This window comes from Bacillus sp. 2175 (assembly GCF_057812155.1).
Window position 1 is genome coordinate 305,979 of record NZ_CM173819.1, and the last position, 16,522, is coordinate 322,500.

Consider the following 16,522-nt stretch of genomic DNA (forward strand, 5'->3'; position numbering starts at 1 on the left):
CCGCCGTATACGGAACCGTATGTACGGTGGTGTGAGAGGGGCGAGAATAATTACTTTATTTTCCCTCTACTCGATTGAGAGGAGGTGAGAGTATGAGAAACTTTGATGCAGCTTCAATTAGTCGCTATGTCGTATTGGTGATTGCTGTGATTAATAGTGTCTTAAATCTTGTGGGATACCAAGCGATTGATGACAAAATTACAAACGATTTAGTAGCTGTGATTACAGGAGCATTCACTTTGTATATGGCTTGGAAGAACAACTATTTGAGCAACAAAGGATTACAACAAAAAGATGTATTAGAAAAAAATGACTTACACTAAAAGGGAGATGTTCAATAATGGAAATCAGAAAAAAATTAGTTGATTCAAGTAAATATGGTACAAAGTGTCCTTATACAATGAATCCGGAATTTATTACAGTCCACAATACTTACAACGATGCTACAGCAGAAAACGAAGTAGCTTATATGATTCGTAATGATAACCAAGTTTCATTTCATGTTGCGGTAGATGATAAAGAAGCTGTACAAGGTCTGCCTTTAGAGCGTAATGCATGGGCTTGTGGTGATGGAAACGGTTCAGGTAATCGAGAGTCTATTAGTGTAGAAATCTGTTATTCTTTAAGTGGTGGAGAGAGATATTATAAAGCGGAAGACAATGCAACTATCGTTGTAGCTCAACTAATGAAACAGTACAATATTCCAATTCATAAAGTCCGTACACATCAATCATGGAGTGGGAAGTACTGTCCTCACCGTATGTTGGCAGAAGGACGTTGGACTAACTTTATTGAAAGAGTCCAAAATGCATGCAATGGAGATGGTAAAGTAACTCCTACGCTTATTCCACCGTCAAATAATGGGACAGGTATTGCGTATATTGAGGGGAATGGCATTAACCTTCGTAAAGGTCCAGGTACTGGATATGGCGTTATTCGTCAATTAGGTAAAGGTGAGGCCTACGAAGTATGGGGCCAATCAAATGGATGGTTAAACCTTGGTGGCGATCAGTGGATTTATAATGATTCATCATACATTCGTTATACAGGAGGAAAAGTACCAGCATCTTCTAAACCTTTAAATGATGGCGTTGGTGTAGTGACTATTACAACTGATGTATTACGTGTTCGTAAAGGTCCAGGAACTAACTATGGCATCGTGAAAAAAGTGTATCAAGGTGAAAAATATCAAACGTGGGGATATAGAGACGGTTGGTATAATGTTGGAGGCGACCAATGGGTTTCTGGTGAATATGTGAAGTTTGAAAAATAAAACATATTACTGTATAAAAGAATAGTTTTATAAAAAATATTATCTGATTCTATAGGTAGGTACGTATATCTTGACTATTATATTTGCAAATGTTACCATAAATGTACACCGTTTCTTATTTTTATATTTATGGTAAGTATCCGTAAAATTAACCTAAAAAATCCCCTCTTGCACTCATATGCAGAAGGGGATTTTTATTTTAATTTGCTTTTAATATAGGGTTTATGATTGGAGCCTATGTGTATGTGAAATAGGGAATAGAAAAAAAGCATTCGTCCCCAAGAATGCTTTTTTTCAATAGATTTATCATAAAAGGAGAAAAAATCACTGTCCATTTTATTATATGTAGGTACACCGTGTAATATGCGAAAAAGACACCTTCCCCAGTTGAAGCTGTCTTTTTCGTGTTGAAAGTTCTTTAGATGTCAATTATAGAGTATGCAGTTTACATACACTATATTCCACAATACCCCATGCGCTCCCCTGATAAACACAGTTATGTCATAAAAGTTGTTGGCAATCGCCCGATCTTTCACAAGTTGTGGGATGTGTAAACCAAGTTTTGCGCGTGGGTGATTATTTTATATCTTCCTGTGTATCTCGTCAAGTTGTTTAGAATAACGAGAGTTGTTCACCTTCTATTTGTTGAACGTCTATTTGCCATTGGTATAGGTTACCCATTCTTCTTTTTAATTCAGTTTCTATTCCGTGTTTTGCATGCTCAACTGTTGGTGCGTAAATTTCAATAAACTTTTCTTTGTATTGTTGCCCACTGGGAGAGAAAACACTATAAACGATTTGATATTTTTTCATGCTGTATCACCTCGAAAGTTGTATAGATAGCAGTATAGCAACTGTATTGTTAGTATGGTAAAGAGATGTGGTTTTTAACAACCTATTGGAAAAAGAAAAAACACCTCATTATGAAGTGTCTTTTCCTGTGTTTCAATCCAAAAGAAAGATGACAGAACTACAATTCTTGTAAGACACCAAAAGGGAACTACAGAGATGTATTCTCAATAAGGGTATATAACAGCACATAGAGTAGGGCAAGTATTACTAAGATATTCCCCCACAATTCGCAGTTTTCATTGTATTAACCACCTTTATTTTTTATGAATATACTCTTTTTTAGTTATTCGTGAGAGAACCTTCTGTTATTACATCCTCATAATGGTTTTATAAAAAGCTTCTGCTTGTTCTTCTCCGTGATCTAATAAAGTTAAATACTCATCAAAAAAATCGAAGATTACAGAAACTTGATGATCTCGTAATTTCATATGATTGACAACGTACATCGTACCTTGAGCAGCAAGTTCATCCGTATAAGTCTTTTTTTTGCACATCCATTCTTTCCACATGGTTAATGCACGTTCGATACATTGCTTATCTGCTGCGAAATGCTCGTATTGCGATTTCGTTAACATATGTAGCCACTCTCCTCATTCTTCTAACATTTCCTCATAGGTACTCTTGTAAAAATCAAATAGTCCCTGATTATTTAATTCTTGAACAATATGATGTATTACCTTAGTTGACACCGGTTGTGAAAATCCAGCAGCAATGGCTGAAAACTCTATTCTCTCAGAATAGTAACAAATATATGCCAGGTCATATTCTTTGAGTTTACGCATCTGTTTTCCTTTCATAACTATTTTTTTCATTTTGGTTGCACTATTGTGTTAATTGCGTCTAACAAGTTGGTGCAGTGCAAAAATGGGCGTTTTTTTATTGCTATGATATTTAAAATTTACTTTTAGATAATGCCTTTAGTATTGGATTAATAATTCTACCGATTAAACGAAATCCTCTAAATATTGATTGGACAACCTTCATATAATCATCCCCCCTTAAATTAAGTAAATCATACCAATTTCATGTAACAACTGTAAATATTAGTTTCTCATTCATTGACAAAACAGAACATTTGTTCTATAATTCGATTGCAAACAAATGTTCTTGTGGGGGTCATCTTATGAATCATTTACTTAAATGTTCGCTCAATCAAAAAATACCAATTGAATTAATTTATTTAAACGGTTCAGGAGATTTCTCTCAAAGAACTGTGATTGTTAGAAAGATATATGAAGATCGTATATTGGTGTATTGCCTGAAAAAACAACAAGTTAGAACGTTGAAATTAGCTAATATACTATCTGTTGATAAAGTAAGAGCAAAATATCAGCATGCTTAAAAATACATAATGAGGTGATGCTACATGTCAACAGCAATTCCAAAACCACCAAAGAAGAAAAGTGGCTCTAAAAAAGAACCTAGACCGTATATGGATGAATTCGAGCAACAAGAAGCTGCAGAATTGATTCAGTATGCCAAACAGGATGATACAGAATTAGTTTTTACTGTATATAGAAAATATAAAGAACCAGATATTATCAAAGGGAAAATCGTTAAACTTGAACAACAAATGGGTAGAATTGTTGTAAGTGTCGGATTCAATGAACTACATAAAATACAATTTATGGATATTTTAAAAGTTGGGACACCTAGTTATTAGAACTGGGTGTTTTTATTTGCTCATAAATCCACTGTCAAAGTAGAACTTGTCCATTAAGTTAGTTAAAATCCCGTTGAAATAAGCGAATTTACCCATCGATAAACTGTTTGAACATACCTGTTAGTCCAACATGGTTATTTTCTTTACGTTTAGAAATATTGTGGATGTCTCTAAATCTATCGATGTAGTCATATACCATCGTTTTGAATGTATTAGTAAAATACCCAATAGGATTTTTCATAAGTGTCCCATTATGTTCAGCTTCATGAGTTTTAGAGAATAAAGCTACAGACGCATTAGCAAGGATATTGTTAAGTACATCTTTTTCGGATAGTAAATGAAACTTCTTAGCAGCCTTTTTAGCGATATTCACAGCATTGCTAAATGATTCGTTAATAACATTTGAATCAAATGCAGTTGCTAATTTCATTCGCATAGATTGTGGAACACGATAGTCCATAAAATCATTATCATTGACATTAGATTGAGCCTCGTTACTATTACGTATATTTATATCTTTTATATTTTGTTTTAAGGTTTTAGTAGTTGTTTTATTGGTGTGACATTTTTCTTCATTTTTAATAGGTGCTTGTGTGACAACCTGTTCCTCCACAATAATTGGTTGAATAACAATCGCATTGCTTGTTTGTCTCATATCGCTTTTACGCTTCATTTCTAGCTGTTTAATAATACCTAAAGACTCTAGGTGTAGGCACACTCTAATAACCGTTCTACGGCTAATATTAAGGTCTTCAGCGATGTGTTTTTTCGTTCTGAAAGAAACGCCAAAGAACTTAGAAGAATAGTTGTGTAATTTATTTAATACAGCCAATTGAGTTTTATTTAACTGATCTACGAATTTTTCTTTATATGCACGAACAGTCTTGTTTAATTCATCGACTGTTTTAAATGTCGCAAGGTTTTCGTATGTTTCATTCCCCGCAATAATTGTAATTCCTTTTTTCTTTTCCATAACGGTTTGTCTCCTTCTCGGAAACAAAAAAGCAACGTCACCAATAATTTGGTAAACGTTGCTTAATAGACCCTGCATGATGTACAATAATTCATGAGAGTATAGCAAGTGTTTACCTGGCGCAATCAGGTGGACGGTATATAGAGTGTTGATCGCACTGTATATACACGCTGTGCTCTTTTGTTTATATGTTGTGTGGTACTCATATGGTACTTGTTTATTTTTATTTGAGTGTTTTAGATGGAAATAAGCGTTTTATACGTTTTAAAAGTGTTTATTTATCAGTGTGTGTTCTTATGTGATACTTTTTGTAAGTTGAGTGGGAATAGTATTTATAAAAAGGTCCATCTATTGCTTATGCATAGATGGATCTTTTTTATTTTGGCATTAATACGAACGAAACTATAAAAGTTTATGAAAATGTTCGTTTTTAAATTGACAAAACTACTTCGTCGAGTTAATATGATTATGTAATTCAAACGAAAAGTGAATATTATAGCCGTCGTATAATATCGGGGATATGGCCCGAAAGTTTCTACCTAGCTACCGTAAATGGCTTGACTACGAGGCGTTTGTATAAAGATGAGGGGAAACTTGTCTTTGTTTATAGAACGCTTCCATGTATATATGCAATGGAAGCCTTTTTTATTTCTCGGGATAAAAGAGGGCTAGGGTGAAATACGGCGAGTAATCATATAACGGGGGAAACATAGGATGAAACGCTATTTTCAGTTTGATGAGCTCGGTACGAATTATAAGACTGAGTTCATAGCAGGGTTAACGACATTTCTATCTATGGCTTACGTACTATTTGTCAATCCTGCTACGCTGTCGCTTGGAAATGTTAAAGGGTTACCAGCAGGTACAGGGATGGATCCAGGTGCAGTATTCGTTGCTACGGCATTAGCGGCAGCGATCGGTTCGTTAATTATGGGTATTTTCGCGAAGTATCCAATTGCTTTAGCGCCAGGTATGGGGATTAACGCGTTCTTTGCTTATACAGCAGTCTTAACGATGGGTATTCCGTGGCAAACGGCCATTGCCGGAACATTAATGTCAGGTATTATCTTTATTATTCTTACTGCTTCAGGTATTCGTGAAAAAATCATTAATGCAATTCCATCGGAGTTAAAGTTTGCAGTAGCAGCAGGTATTGGATTATTCATTGCTTTCCTTGGATTCCAAAATGCCGGAATTATCGTGAAAAACGATGCGGTTCTTGTTGGGTTGGGGGACTTAACAAAGGGCACAACGTTACTAGCAATCTTCGGGGTTGTTACTACGATCATCTTCATGATTAAGAAAGTTAATGGTGCAGTATTCTACGGTATGATTCTTACAGCGATCTTAGGAGTTGCAACAGGATTAATTGATACTCCGAAAGCTGTGGTGGGAGCAATACCAAGTCTAGAACCAACGTTCGGCGTGGCGTTAACGCACTTCGGAGATATTTTCACAGTTCAAATGGGGATTGTTATTATAACGTTCTTCTTTATCGATTTCTTTGATACAGCAGGTACGCTTGTAGCGGTTGCAAATCAAGCAGGGTTAATGAAGAACAATAAATTACCACGTGCAGGAAAAGCGTTATTTGCAGATGCGATTGCAACTGTAATTGGTGCGATTTTAGGTACATCAACAACAACGTCTTACATTGAATCGTCTGCAGGGGTAGCAGCAGGAGGACGTTCTGGATTTACAGCAGTTGTAACAGCAGGATTCTTCTTACTGGCACTATTCTTCTCGCCATTATTAAGTGTTGTAACGCCAGCTGTAACGGCACCGGCTTTAATTATTGTAGGAATCTTGATGGTTTCTTCCTTAGGGGAAATTGATTGGAAGAAATTCGAGATTGCAGTACCAGCATTCTTTACAATTATCTCTATGCCACTTACGTATAGTATCGCAACTGGGATTGCCATTGGATTTATCTTCTATCCAATTACAATGGTTGTGAGTGGTCGTCGTAAAGAGGTTCATCCAATTATGTATGTTATGGGAGTTTTATTCGTACTATATTTCATCTACGTTCGTAAATAAAAGGGGTTTTTTAAAGGTCTAGACTTAAGGGGAGTCTAGACCTTTTTGCGTCTTCAGAAAATCTTAAGGATTTCCGAGCGTTTTTCTTCAGAAGTTTTCCTATAATAGAAGTTAGGGATTAAAAAAGTGATGGGGGAGATATTGTGGCACACGAAACAATACTTGTCGTAGATGATGAAAAAGAAATTCGGAATTTAATTACAATCTATTTAAAGAATGAAGGATATAAAGTATTACAAGCGGGAGACGGAGAAGAAGGATTACGTCTATTGGAAGAAAATGAAATACATCTAGTCGTATTAGATATTATGATGCCGAAAGTGGATGGTATTCATATGTGTATGAAGGTAAGGGAAGCGAAAGAAATGCCTATTATTATGCTTTCTGCCAAAACGCAAGATATGGATAAGATTTTAGGATTAACAACAGGGGCAGATGATTACGTAACGAAGCCCTTTAATCCATTAGAGTTAATTGCACGAATTAAATCTCAGTTACGCCGTTATATGAAAATGAATGGTTTCGCTGTCCAAAATGAGGACGAGTTAGAAATTGGGGAGATGAAAATCAACATCTCGACCCATAAAGTTGTTGTAGAGGGAGAAGAAGTGAAACTAACTCCGAGGGAATTTTCAATTTTAGAATTGCTAGCTAGAAATCCAGGTATGGTGTTTAGTGCGGAGCAAATTTATGAAAAGGTGTGGAACGAACGATCTTTCCAGTCTGATAATACTGTAATGGTGCACATTCGGAAAGTGCGTGAAAAGATTGAGGAGAATCCAAGGAAACCTAGATATATAAAAACAGTATGGGGAGTGGGGTATAAGATTGAAAAAGATATTTAATCCGTTTACTTATATAAGGAAAATAAGAGAATTAATTGAGAAATTAGTAAAGAGCGTACGAAAGAGTATAAGGATTCAATTGATTACTACTTTTGCTGCTTGTGCGTTATTAGGAGTTTTGTCAGCGAAGGGAGCTGCGCCATTTTTTGAGAATGCGAATCGTCAAGCAACTATCGATTATCGGGCTGGTATGGAACAAATTAATCACCAAGCTCAAGGAGCGGCAAATAGTTCGGTTCATGAAAATAAATTAGAAGCTATATCAAATATGATCGAAATGGAGAACCAAAATTTAGAGCAAGGGTCTAGAGCTTTAAAGATATTGGTTACTGATGAAAGTGGTAAAGTTTTATATAAAACAAAGCAAGCGCAAGAAGAGCAAATCGATTTGCATAATACGATTCGTAATGCAGCATCATTTGCGATTAATTATACAGATGGTAGAAATGTATTTGAAAGTACAAGAAAAGAGTTTATATCTTTTTCACCTATTACTATTGAAGGAAAGAATTTGTACATGTTTGTTAGCGGAATTCCAGAGGGAGAGGTAATGTATGACACGAAAGAAGGGCCATTCCCGTTTTTAATTGGTGTTCTTGTATTCATTTTCTCTTTCTTCTATATAACAAAGAGAAAGATGAAGCAGATTGAAGCAATGGCACAAGGTGTAAAGGAAATAGAAAGAGGCAACTTAGCGTACCGCATTGAGAAAAAAGGTGAAGATGAGATTGCAGCTTTAACTGAGAATATTAATAATATGGCAGAAGAGCTTATGAATAATATAGAAAAGGAACGTAAATTAGAGAAGCAAAAGAATGAGCTTATTACGAATGTATCTCACGATTTACGCACACCGCTGACTTCTATTATGGGCTACTTACGATTACTTCGAGATTCTAAATATGAAAATAAAGAACAACACGATGAGTATACGAGAATTGCTTTTGCAAAGTCGGAGCAGTTAAAAAATTTAATAGAAGATTTATTTGAGTATACGAAGTTAACAAATGAACAAGTTGTATTAGAAAAACAGGAAGTTTGTATGAATGAGCTACTCGAGCAATTAATAGAAGAGTTAGTACCGCAGGCGGAAGAACATGGACTTACGTTTGTTAAGAAGTTTCCTGAGGAACGTGCTTATGCATCGATTGATTCGGAAAAGATGGTTCGTGTATTTGATAATTTACTAATGAATGCGATTAAGTATAGTAAAGATGATGCAGATATAAAAGTTTCTCTTCAAAGGCAGCGTAGGGATATACAAATTGTAATTGCGAATCATAGTGAAGAGTTTACGAGAGAAGAGTTAGCGAATTTGTTTGAACGTTTCTATAAGAAGGATCAATCTCGAAGTAGAGTAACGGAAGGGTCGGGACTCGGTTTAGCGATTGCGAAAAGTATTGTTGAGTTACAAGGTGGTAGTATTCGAGCGGAATATAGGGATGGTATTATTCAATTTATCGTTTCGTTACCAATTATAGAAAAATAATAAATGAATAGAATGATATGTGATAAAAAGGCTTATTTTAAAAGAAATAAGCCTTTTTATATTTTTTATAAAAACATATTGACGATTAGAGCTTAGAGGTGTAATATAGAACAAGTCGCCGATGACAATAACGTCGCAAGCGACAAACGAAATGAAAAACTTAGTTGACATCAAATAACGAAAGTGTTAACATAAGGAAGTCGCAAATGAGCGGCTAAGTAGTTCTTTGAAAACTGAACGAAACAAACAACGTGAAACGTCAATTTTTATTTTAGATGCTAGACAAACTAACTTTATTGGAGAGTTTGATCCTGGCTCAGGATGAACGCTGGCGGCGTGCCTAATACATGCAAGTCGAGCGAATGGATTAAGAGCTTGCTCTTATGAAGTTAGCGGCGGACGGGTGAGTAACACGTGGGTAACCTGCCCATAAGACTGGGATAACTCCGGGAAACCGGGGCTAATACCGGATAACATTTTGAACCGCATGGTTCGAAATTGAAAGGCGGCTTCGGCTGTCACTTATGGATGGACCCGCGTCGCATTAGCTAGTTGGTGAGGTAACGGCTCACCAAGGCAACGATGCGTAGCCGACCTGAGAGGGTGATCGGCCACACTGGGACTGAGACACGGCCCAGACTCCTACGGGAGGCAGCAGTAGGGAATCTTCCGCAATGGACGAAAGTCTGACGGAGCAACGCCGCGTGAGTGATGAAGGCTTTCGGGTCGTAAAACTCTGTTGTTAGGGAAGAACAAGTGCTAGTTGAATAAGCTGGCACCTTGACGGTACCTAACCAGAAAGCCACGGCTAACTACGTGCCAGCAGCCGCGGTAATACGTAGGTGGCAAGCGTTATCCGGAATTATTGGGCGTAAAGCGCGCGCAGGTGGTTTCTTAAGTCTGATGTGAAAGCCCACGGCTCAACCGTGGAGGGTCATTGGAAACTGGGAGACTTGAGTGCAGAAGAGGAAAGTGGAATTCCATGTGTAGCGGTGAAATGCGTAGAGATATGGAGGAACACCAGTGGCGAAGGCGACTTTCTGGTCTGTAACTGACACTGAGGCGCGAAAGCGTGGGGAGCAAACAGGATTAGATACCCTGGTAGTCCACGCCGTAAACGATGAGTGCTAAGTGTTAGAGGGTTTCCGCCCTTTAGTGCTGAAGTTAACGCATTAAGCACTCCGCCTGGGGAGTACGGCCGCAAGGCTGAAACTCAAAGGAATTGACGGGGGCCCGCACAAGCGGTGGAGCATGTGGTTTAATTCGAAGTAACGCGAAGAACCTTACCAGGTCTTGACATCCTCTGAAAACCCTAGAGATAGGGCTTCTCCTTCGGGAGCAGAGTGACAGGTGGTGCATGGTTGTCGTCAGCTCGTGTCGTGAGATGTTGGGTTAAGTCCCGCAACGAGCGCAACCCTTGATCTTAGTTGCCATCATTAAGTTGGGCACTCTAAGGTGACTGCCGGTGACAAACCGGAGGAAGGTGGGGATGACGTCAAATCATCATGCCCCTTATGACCTGGGCTACACACGTGCTACAATGGACGGTACAAAGAGCTGCAAGACCGCGAGGTGGAGCTAATCTCATAAAACCGTTCTCAGTTCGGATTGTAGGCTGCAACTCGCCTACATGAAGCTGGAATCGCTAGTAATCGCGGATCAGCATGCCGCGGTGAATACGTTCCCGGGCCTTGTACACACCGCCCGTCACACCACGAGAGTTTGTAACACCCGAAGTCGGTGGGGTAACCTTTTTGGAGCCAGCCGCCTAAGGTGGGACAGATGATTGGGGTGAAGTCGTAACAAGGTAGCCGTATCGGAAGGTGCGGCTGGATCACCTCCTTTCTATGGAGAATTGATGAACGCTGTTCATCAATAAAGTTTCCGTGTTTCGTTTTGTTCAGTTTTGAGAGAACTATCTCTCATATATAAATGTATGTTCTTTGAAAACTAGATAACAGTGTAGCTCATATTTTTTAATTTTTAGTTTGGTTAAGTTAGAAAGGGCGCACGGTGGATGCCTTGACACTAGGAGTCGATGAAGGACGGGACTAACGCCGATATGCTTCGGGGAGCTGTAAGTAAGCTTTGATCCGAAGATTTCCGAATGGGGAAACCCACCATACGTAATGGTATGGTATCCTTATCTGAATACATAGGGTAAGGAAGACAGACCCAGGGAACTGAAACATCTAAGTACCTGGAGGAAGAGAAAGCAAATGCGATTTCCTGAGTAGCGGCGAGCGAAACGGAACATAGCCCAAACCAAGAGGCTTGCCTCTTGGGGTTGTAGGACATTCTATACGGAGTTACAAAGGAACGAGGTAGACGAAGCGACCTGGAAAGGTCCGTCGTAGAGGGTAACAACCCCGTAGTCGAAACTTCGTTCTCTCTTGAATGTATCCTGAGTACGGCGGAACACGTGAAATTCCGTCGGAATCTGGGAGGACCATCTCCCAAGGCTAAATACTCCCTAGTGATCGATAGTGAACCAGTACCGTGAGGGAAAGGTGAAAAGCACCCCGGAAGGGGAGTGAAAGAGATCCTGAAACCGTGTGCCTACAAATAGTCAGAGCCCGTTAACGGGTGATGGCGTGCCTTTTGTAGAATGAACCGGCGAGTTACGATCCCGTGCGAGGTTAAGCTGAAGAGGCGGAGCCGCAGCGAAAGCGAGTCTGAATAGGGCGTTTAGTACGTGGTCGTAGACCCGAAACCAGGTGATCTACCCATGTCCAGGGTGAAGTTCAGGTAACACTGAATGGAGGCCCGAACCCACGCACGTTGAAAAGTGCGGGGATGAGGTGTGGGTAGCGGAGAAATTCCAATCGAACCTGGAGATAGCTGGTTCTCCCCGAAATAGCTTTAGGGCTAGCCTTAAGTGTAAGAGTCTTGGAGGTAGAGCACTGATTGGACTAGGGGTCCTCATCGGATTACCGAATTCAGTCAAACTCCGAATGCCAATGACTTATCCTTAGGAGTCAGACTGCGAGTGATAAGATCCGTAGTCAAAAGGGAAACAGCCCAGACCGCCAGCTAAGGTCCCAAAGTGTGTATTAAGTGGAAAAGGATGTGGAGTTGCTTAGACAACTAGGATGTTGGCTTAGAAGCAGCCACCATTTAAAGAGTGCGTAATAGCTCACTAGTCGAGTGACTCTGCGCCGAAAATGTACCGGGGCTAAATACACCACCGAAGCTGCGGATTGATACCAATGGTATCAGTGGTAGGGGAGCGTTCTAAGGACAGTGAAGTCAGACCGTAAGGACTGGTGGAGTGCTTAGAAGTGAGAATGCCGGTATGAGTAGCGAAAGACGGGTGAGAATCCCGTCCACCGAATGCCTAAGGTTTCCTGAGGAAGGCTCGTCCGCTCAGGGTTAGTCAGGACCTAAGCCGAGGCCGACAGGCGTAGGCGATGGACAACAGGTTGATATTCCTGTACCACCTCTTTATCGTTTGAGCAATGGAGGGACGCAGAAGGATAGAAGAAGCGTGCGATTGGTTGTGCACGTCCAAGCAGTTAGGCTGATAAGTAGGCAAATCCGCTTATCATAAAGGCTGAGCTGTGATGGGGAAGCTCCTTATGGAGCGAAGTCTTTGATTCCCCGCTGCCAAGAAAAGCTTCTAGCGAGATAAAAGGTGCCTGTACCGCAAACCGACACAGGTAGGCGAGGAGAGAATCCTAAGGTGTGCGAGAGAACTCTGGTTAAGGAACTCGGCAAAATGACCCCGTAACTTCGGGAGAAGGGGTGCTTTCTTAACGGAAAGCCGCAGTGAATAGGCCCAAGCGACTGTTTAGCAAAAACACAGCTCTCTGCGAAGCCGTAAGGCGAAGTATAGGGGGTGACACCTGCCCGGTGCTGGAAGGTTAAGGAGAGGGGTTAGCGTAAGCGAAGCTCTGAACTGAAGCCCCAGTAAACGGCGGCCGTAACTATAACGGTCCTAAGGTAGCGAAATTCCTTGTCGGGTAAGTTCCGACCCGCACGAAAGGTGTAACGATTTGGGCACTGTCTCAACCAGAGACTCGGTGAAATTATAGTACCTGTGAAGATGCAGGTTACCCGCGACAGGACGGAAAGACCCCGTGGAGCTTTACTGTAGCCTGATATTGAATTTTGGTACAGTTTGTACAGGATAGGCGGGAGCCATTGAAACCGGAGCGCTAGCTTCGGTGGAGGCGCTGGTGGGATACCGCCCTGACTGTATTGAAATTCTAACCTACGGGTCTTATCGACCCGGGAGACAGTGTCAGGTGGGCAGTTTGACTGGGGCGGTCGCCTCCTAAAGTGTAACGGAGGCGCCCAAAGGTTCCCTCAGAATGGTTGGAAATCATTCGTAGAGTGCAAAGGCATAAGGGAGCTTGACTGCGAGACCTACAAGTCGAGCAGGGACGAAAGTCGGGCTTAGTGATCCGGTGGTTCCGCATGGAAGGGCCATCGCTCAACGGATAAAAGCTACCCCGGGGATAACAGGCTTATCTCCCCCAAGAGTCCACATCGACGGGGAGGTTTGGCACCTCGATGTCGGCTCATCGCATCCTGGGGCTGTAGTCGGTCCCAAGGGTTGGGCTGTTCGCCCATTAAAGCGGTACGCGAGCTGGGTTCAGAACGTCGTGAGACAGTTCGGTCCCTATCCGTCGTGGGCGTAGGAAATTTGAGAGGAGCTGTCCTTAGTACGAGAGGACCGGGATGGACGCACCGCTGGTGTACCAGTTGTTCTGCCAAGGGCATAGCTGGGTAGCTATGTGCGGAAGGGATAAGTGCTGAAAGCATCTAAGCATGAAGCCCCCCTCAAGATGAGATTTCCCATAGCGTAAGCTAGTAAGATCCCTGAAAGATGATCAGGTTGATAGGTTCGAGGTGGAAGCATGGTGACATGTGGAGCTGACGAATACTAATAGATCGAGGACTTAACCATATAATATGTAGCAATGTTATCTAGTTTTGAAGGAATATGCCTTCATAGTTTGGTGATGATGGCAGAGAGGTCACACCCGTTCCCATACCGAACACGGAAGTTAAGCTCTCTAGCGCCGATGGTAGTTGGGACCTTGTCCCTGTGAGAGTAGGACGTCGCCAAGCAACTTTAAGACGAGTCAGAATGACTCGTCTTTTTTGTGTTTTATAACTTCTTTTCAAAGCTAAATATTTTGAAGTGCTGCTCATTTTTTAAAAGGCCTTTGGGTACGTAGCTATATAAGTTTTATTCAATTTCTTTCGTGATTTTTTATATCTAATTTAAGATTTTCTATTTTATTTCTTAAAGATAGGATTCATCAGTGTGTTAAAATAGTACAGTTGTTTTTGATGTACTTTAATATAAGAAGATTTAAGTTAGAAAAGGAGATAATATGAAAAAGATAAGTATAATTACTATAGTAGTCTTAGTCCTGCTAGTAATCGTGTATATGTTAGTTGGGAATTATTTTTATAACTACGCGTTGAATGCGAAACAAGAAAAGGAATTTTTGCAAGATAATCCTCATTTAGTAGAAACGGTAAATGCGTCGGGAGATGTATTGGCTGCAAATGAAGAAAAGAATGCGAACTTCGTATCGAAGTATAAACCTAACACATTAACTATACGTTCTTTCGATAAATTAAATTTAAAAGGTTATGAATATATGAATGAACCATCTAGTCATAAATGGGCAATTGTAGTTCATGGATATAGTGGTAGAGCATCGGAAATGACGAAATATATTCGTAACTTTTATGAACAAGGCTATAATGTCATAGCACCAGACCTTCGTGGACACGGAAATAGTGAAGGGGATTATGTTGGTATGGGTTGGCATGATCGTAAAGATGTTTTAATTTGGATTCAACAAATCTTAAAGAAAGACCCTAATGCTGAAATAGCTCTATTTGGTGTTTCAATGGGCGGGGCAACTGTAATGATGACTTCAGGAGAAGATTTACCTTCTAATGTTAAAGTTATTATTGAAGATTGTGGATATTCAACTGTTATTGATGAATTTACTTATCAACTAAAAGATTTATTCCACTTACCAAAGTTTCCTGTTATGAATGCGGCAAATACGGTTACTAAATTAAGAGCTGGGTATGATTTAGAAGAGGCCTCAGCTGTAAAACAAGTAGCGAAAAGTAAAACACCTATGCTGTTCATTCATGGGGATGCTGATACATTCGTTCCTTTTGAAATGTTAGATGAAGTATATAATGCTGCAAAAGTAGAAAAAGAGAAATTAATTGTTCCAGGTGCTGGACATGGGGAAGCGGAGAAAGTAGATTCGAATAAATATTGGAATACTGTATGGAAGTTCGTAGGGAAGTATATTCCGGCATAATTAAAGTTGTTGCATTTATATAGACGATAATCGGAGGGATAATGGTTAATCCTTTTGATTATCGTTTTTTTGTTAATTAGGTATTCTGCTATAAGTGTATTTTTGTATGTACTATATGAAGGAGGTAGAGCAAAAACTTTTGAATTCCTTAATCTCAGTGCTACAATGATTGAAAACTAAAAGTTAATGAGGTGTTTCTATGAAAATTGAAGTTTGGTCAGATTTTGTATGCCCATTTTGCTATATTGGGAAACGTAGATTAGAGATGGCTTTAGAGCAATTTCCGCATAAGAAGGATGTTGAAGTTGAGTTTAAAACTTTTGAATTAGATCAAAATGCTCCAATCTATTCTGGGACAAGTATTAATGAAGTACTTGCATCAAAGTATGGAATTAGTATTGAAGAAGCTAAGCGTAATAACGTACAGCTAGGAAATCATGCAGCTAGTATGGGTTTAAGTTTTAATTTTGATGAGATGAAGCCGACGAACACGTTTGATGCGCATCGTCTTGCGAAGTTTGCAAAGGATCAAGGAAAAGAAAAAGAGATTACGGAAAATCTACTTTTCGCATACTTCACTGAATCGAGAAATTTAAGTGATGTGGATACACTTGCTACTATCGCTGAAGTTTCAGGTTTAGATAAGCAAGAGGCTTTAAATGTTATTAATGATAAAAATGCGTATGCAAATGATGTTAGAATTGATGAAGCGATTGCTCAGCAATATCAAATTTCGGGAGTACCTTATTTTATTATTAATCAAAAGTATGCTATTTCAGGTGCACAACCACTTGAAACTTTTGTTGGTGCACTTCAGCAAGTGTGGGAAGAAGAGAATCCTGCACCTAAGTTACAAGAACTTTCTTCAGAGGGTGGAAGCGATCTTTTTTGTACTGATGGAAGTTGTTCGGCGCCGTCGAAAGAGCAATAGTTTTTATAATAGAGTAGTACCCCATAGATAGTTCTGTGGGGTGCTTGTATATAACTATAGAAGAAATACATAAGTGAAATCTATAAAATATAAAGTTTTTTAAAAAACGTATTGACGATTATACTTTAGAGGTGTAATATAGAACAAGTCG

At 39.7% G+C, this 16,522-nt stretch carries 13 protein-coding genes, 3 rRNA genes and 1 riboswitch; of the genes, 12 read left to right on the forward strand and 4 right to left on the reverse strand.

The window, feature by feature from the left end:
- The first annotated feature begins 92 nt into the window (after nt 1–92).
- Nucleotides 93–323 (forward strand): phage holin, encoded by a 231-nt coding sequence (locus ACXKY9_RS01830; protein ID WP_021729298.1) that lies wholly within the window; start codon nt 93–95, stop codon nt 321–323.
- A 17-nt stretch (nt 324–340) separates the two neighbouring features.
- Entirely contained in the window at nt 341–1,273 is a 933-nt protein-coding gene (locus ACXKY9_RS01835; protein ID WP_038413238.1) for an N-acetylmuramoyl-L-alanine amidase, read from the forward strand.
- Nucleotides 1,274–1,885: 612 nt separating this feature from the next.
- Here the strand turns inward: ACXKY9_RS01835 and ACXKY9_RS01840 are convergent.
- The 3 genes from ACXKY9_RS01840 to ACXKY9_RS01850 all read right to left on the reverse strand — a co-directional run bounded on the left by ACXKY9_RS01840 (nt 1,886) and on the right by ACXKY9_RS01850 (nt 2,907).
- Nucleotides 1,886–2,086, reverse strand: coding sequence for a hypothetical protein (locus ACXKY9_RS01840; RefSeq protein WP_021729103.1), 201 nt, complete (start codon nt 2,084–2,086; stop codon nt 1,886–1,888).
- Between the two features lie 347 nt (nt 2,087–2,433).
- The gene (locus tag ACXKY9_RS01845; RefSeq protein WP_038413265.1) at nt 2,434–2,700 is read right to left on the reverse strand and encodes a hypothetical protein; all 267 of its coding nucleotides are present in this window, start codon (nt 2,698–2,700) and stop codon (nt 2,434–2,436) included.
- A 15-nt stretch (nt 2,701–2,715) separates the two neighbouring features.
- Nucleotides 2,716–2,907, reverse strand: a complete 192-nt coding sequence (locus ACXKY9_RS01850) for a hypothetical protein (RefSeq protein ID WP_031310119.1) — start codon at nt 2,905–2,907, stop codon at nt 2,716–2,718.
- Between the two features lie 341 nt (nt 2,908–3,248).
- Between ACXKY9_RS01850 and ACXKY9_RS01855 the strand changes: the two genes are divergently transcribed.
- Nucleotides 3,249–3,467, forward strand: coding sequence for a hypothetical protein (locus ACXKY9_RS01855; RefSeq protein ID WP_038413267.1), 219 nt, complete (start codon nt 3,249–3,251; stop codon nt 3,465–3,467).
- 24 nt (nt 3,468–3,491) lie between these two features.
- Nucleotides 3,492–3,788: a YolD-like family protein gene (locus ACXKY9_RS01860; protein WP_021729050.1), complete on the forward strand. Its 297-nt coding sequence runs from the start codon at nt 3,492–3,494 to the stop codon at nt 3,786–3,788.
- 88 nt (nt 3,789–3,876) lie between these two features.
- Here the strand turns inward: ACXKY9_RS01860 and ACXKY9_RS01865 are convergent, their stop codons facing one another.
- Nucleotides 3,877–4,761, reverse strand: a complete 885-nt coding sequence (locus tag ACXKY9_RS01865; RefSeq protein ID WP_038413270.1) for a helix-turn-helix domain-containing protein — start codon at nt 4,759–4,761, stop codon at nt 3,877–3,879.
- Nucleotides 4,762–5,243: 482 nt separating this feature from the next.
- Nucleotides 5,244–5,345: riboswitch (purine riboswitch) on the forward strand.
- Between the two features lie 130 nt (nt 5,346–5,475).
- Here ACXKY9_RS01865 and ACXKY9_RS01870 point away from each other — a divergent pair.
- The 8 genes from ACXKY9_RS01870 (at nt 5,476) to ACXKY9_RS01905 (ending at nt 16,371) form a co-directional block, all read left to right on the forward strand.
- Nucleotides 5,476–6,801, forward strand: coding sequence for an NCS2 family permease (locus ACXKY9_RS01870; RefSeq protein ID WP_000833096.1), 1,326 nt, complete (start codon nt 5,476–5,478; stop codon nt 6,799–6,801).
- A gap of 143 nt (nt 6,802–6,944) precedes the next feature.
- Complete coding sequence (locus ACXKY9_RS01875) at nt 6,945–7,646, forward strand: response regulator transcription factor (RefSeq protein ID WP_000929880.1); 702 nt, start codon at nt 6,945–6,947, stop codon at nt 7,644–7,646.
- Nucleotides 7,630–9,135, forward strand: a complete 1,506-nt coding sequence (gene ampS / locus ACXKY9_RS01880) for an aminopeptidase AmpS (protein ID WP_000719210.1) — start codon at nt 7,630–7,632, stop codon at nt 9,133–9,135. Before ACXKY9_RS01875 ends, ampS begins: the two co-directional genes overlap by 17 nt.
- A gap of 293 nt (nt 9,136–9,428) precedes the next feature.
- Nucleotides 9,429–10,980: ribosomal RNA gene (locus ACXKY9_RS01885) — 16S ribosomal RNA — on the forward strand.
- A gap of 145 nt (nt 10,981–11,125) precedes the next feature.
- Nucleotides 11,126–14,047, forward strand: a 23S ribosomal RNA gene (locus ACXKY9_RS01890).
- Nucleotides 14,048–14,095: 48 nt separating this feature from the next.
- Nucleotides 14,096–14,211 (forward strand): 5S ribosomal RNA (gene rrf / locus ACXKY9_RS01895).
- Together the 16S, 23S and 5S rRNA genes form the textbook arrangement of a ribosomal RNA operon.
- A gap of 269 nt (nt 14,212–14,480) precedes the next feature.
- Nucleotides 14,481–15,440, forward strand: a complete 960-nt coding sequence (locus ACXKY9_RS01900) for an alpha/beta hydrolase (protein WP_000723976.1) — start codon at nt 14,481–14,483, stop codon at nt 15,438–15,440.
- 199 nt (nt 15,441–15,639) lie between these two features.
- On the forward strand, nt 15,640–16,371 hold the full coding sequence (locus ACXKY9_RS01905; RefSeq protein ID WP_000687949.1) for a DsbA family oxidoreductase: 732 nt from the start codon (nt 15,640–15,642) through the stop codon (nt 16,369–16,371).
- Nucleotides 16,372–16,522: the final 151 nt, after the last annotated feature.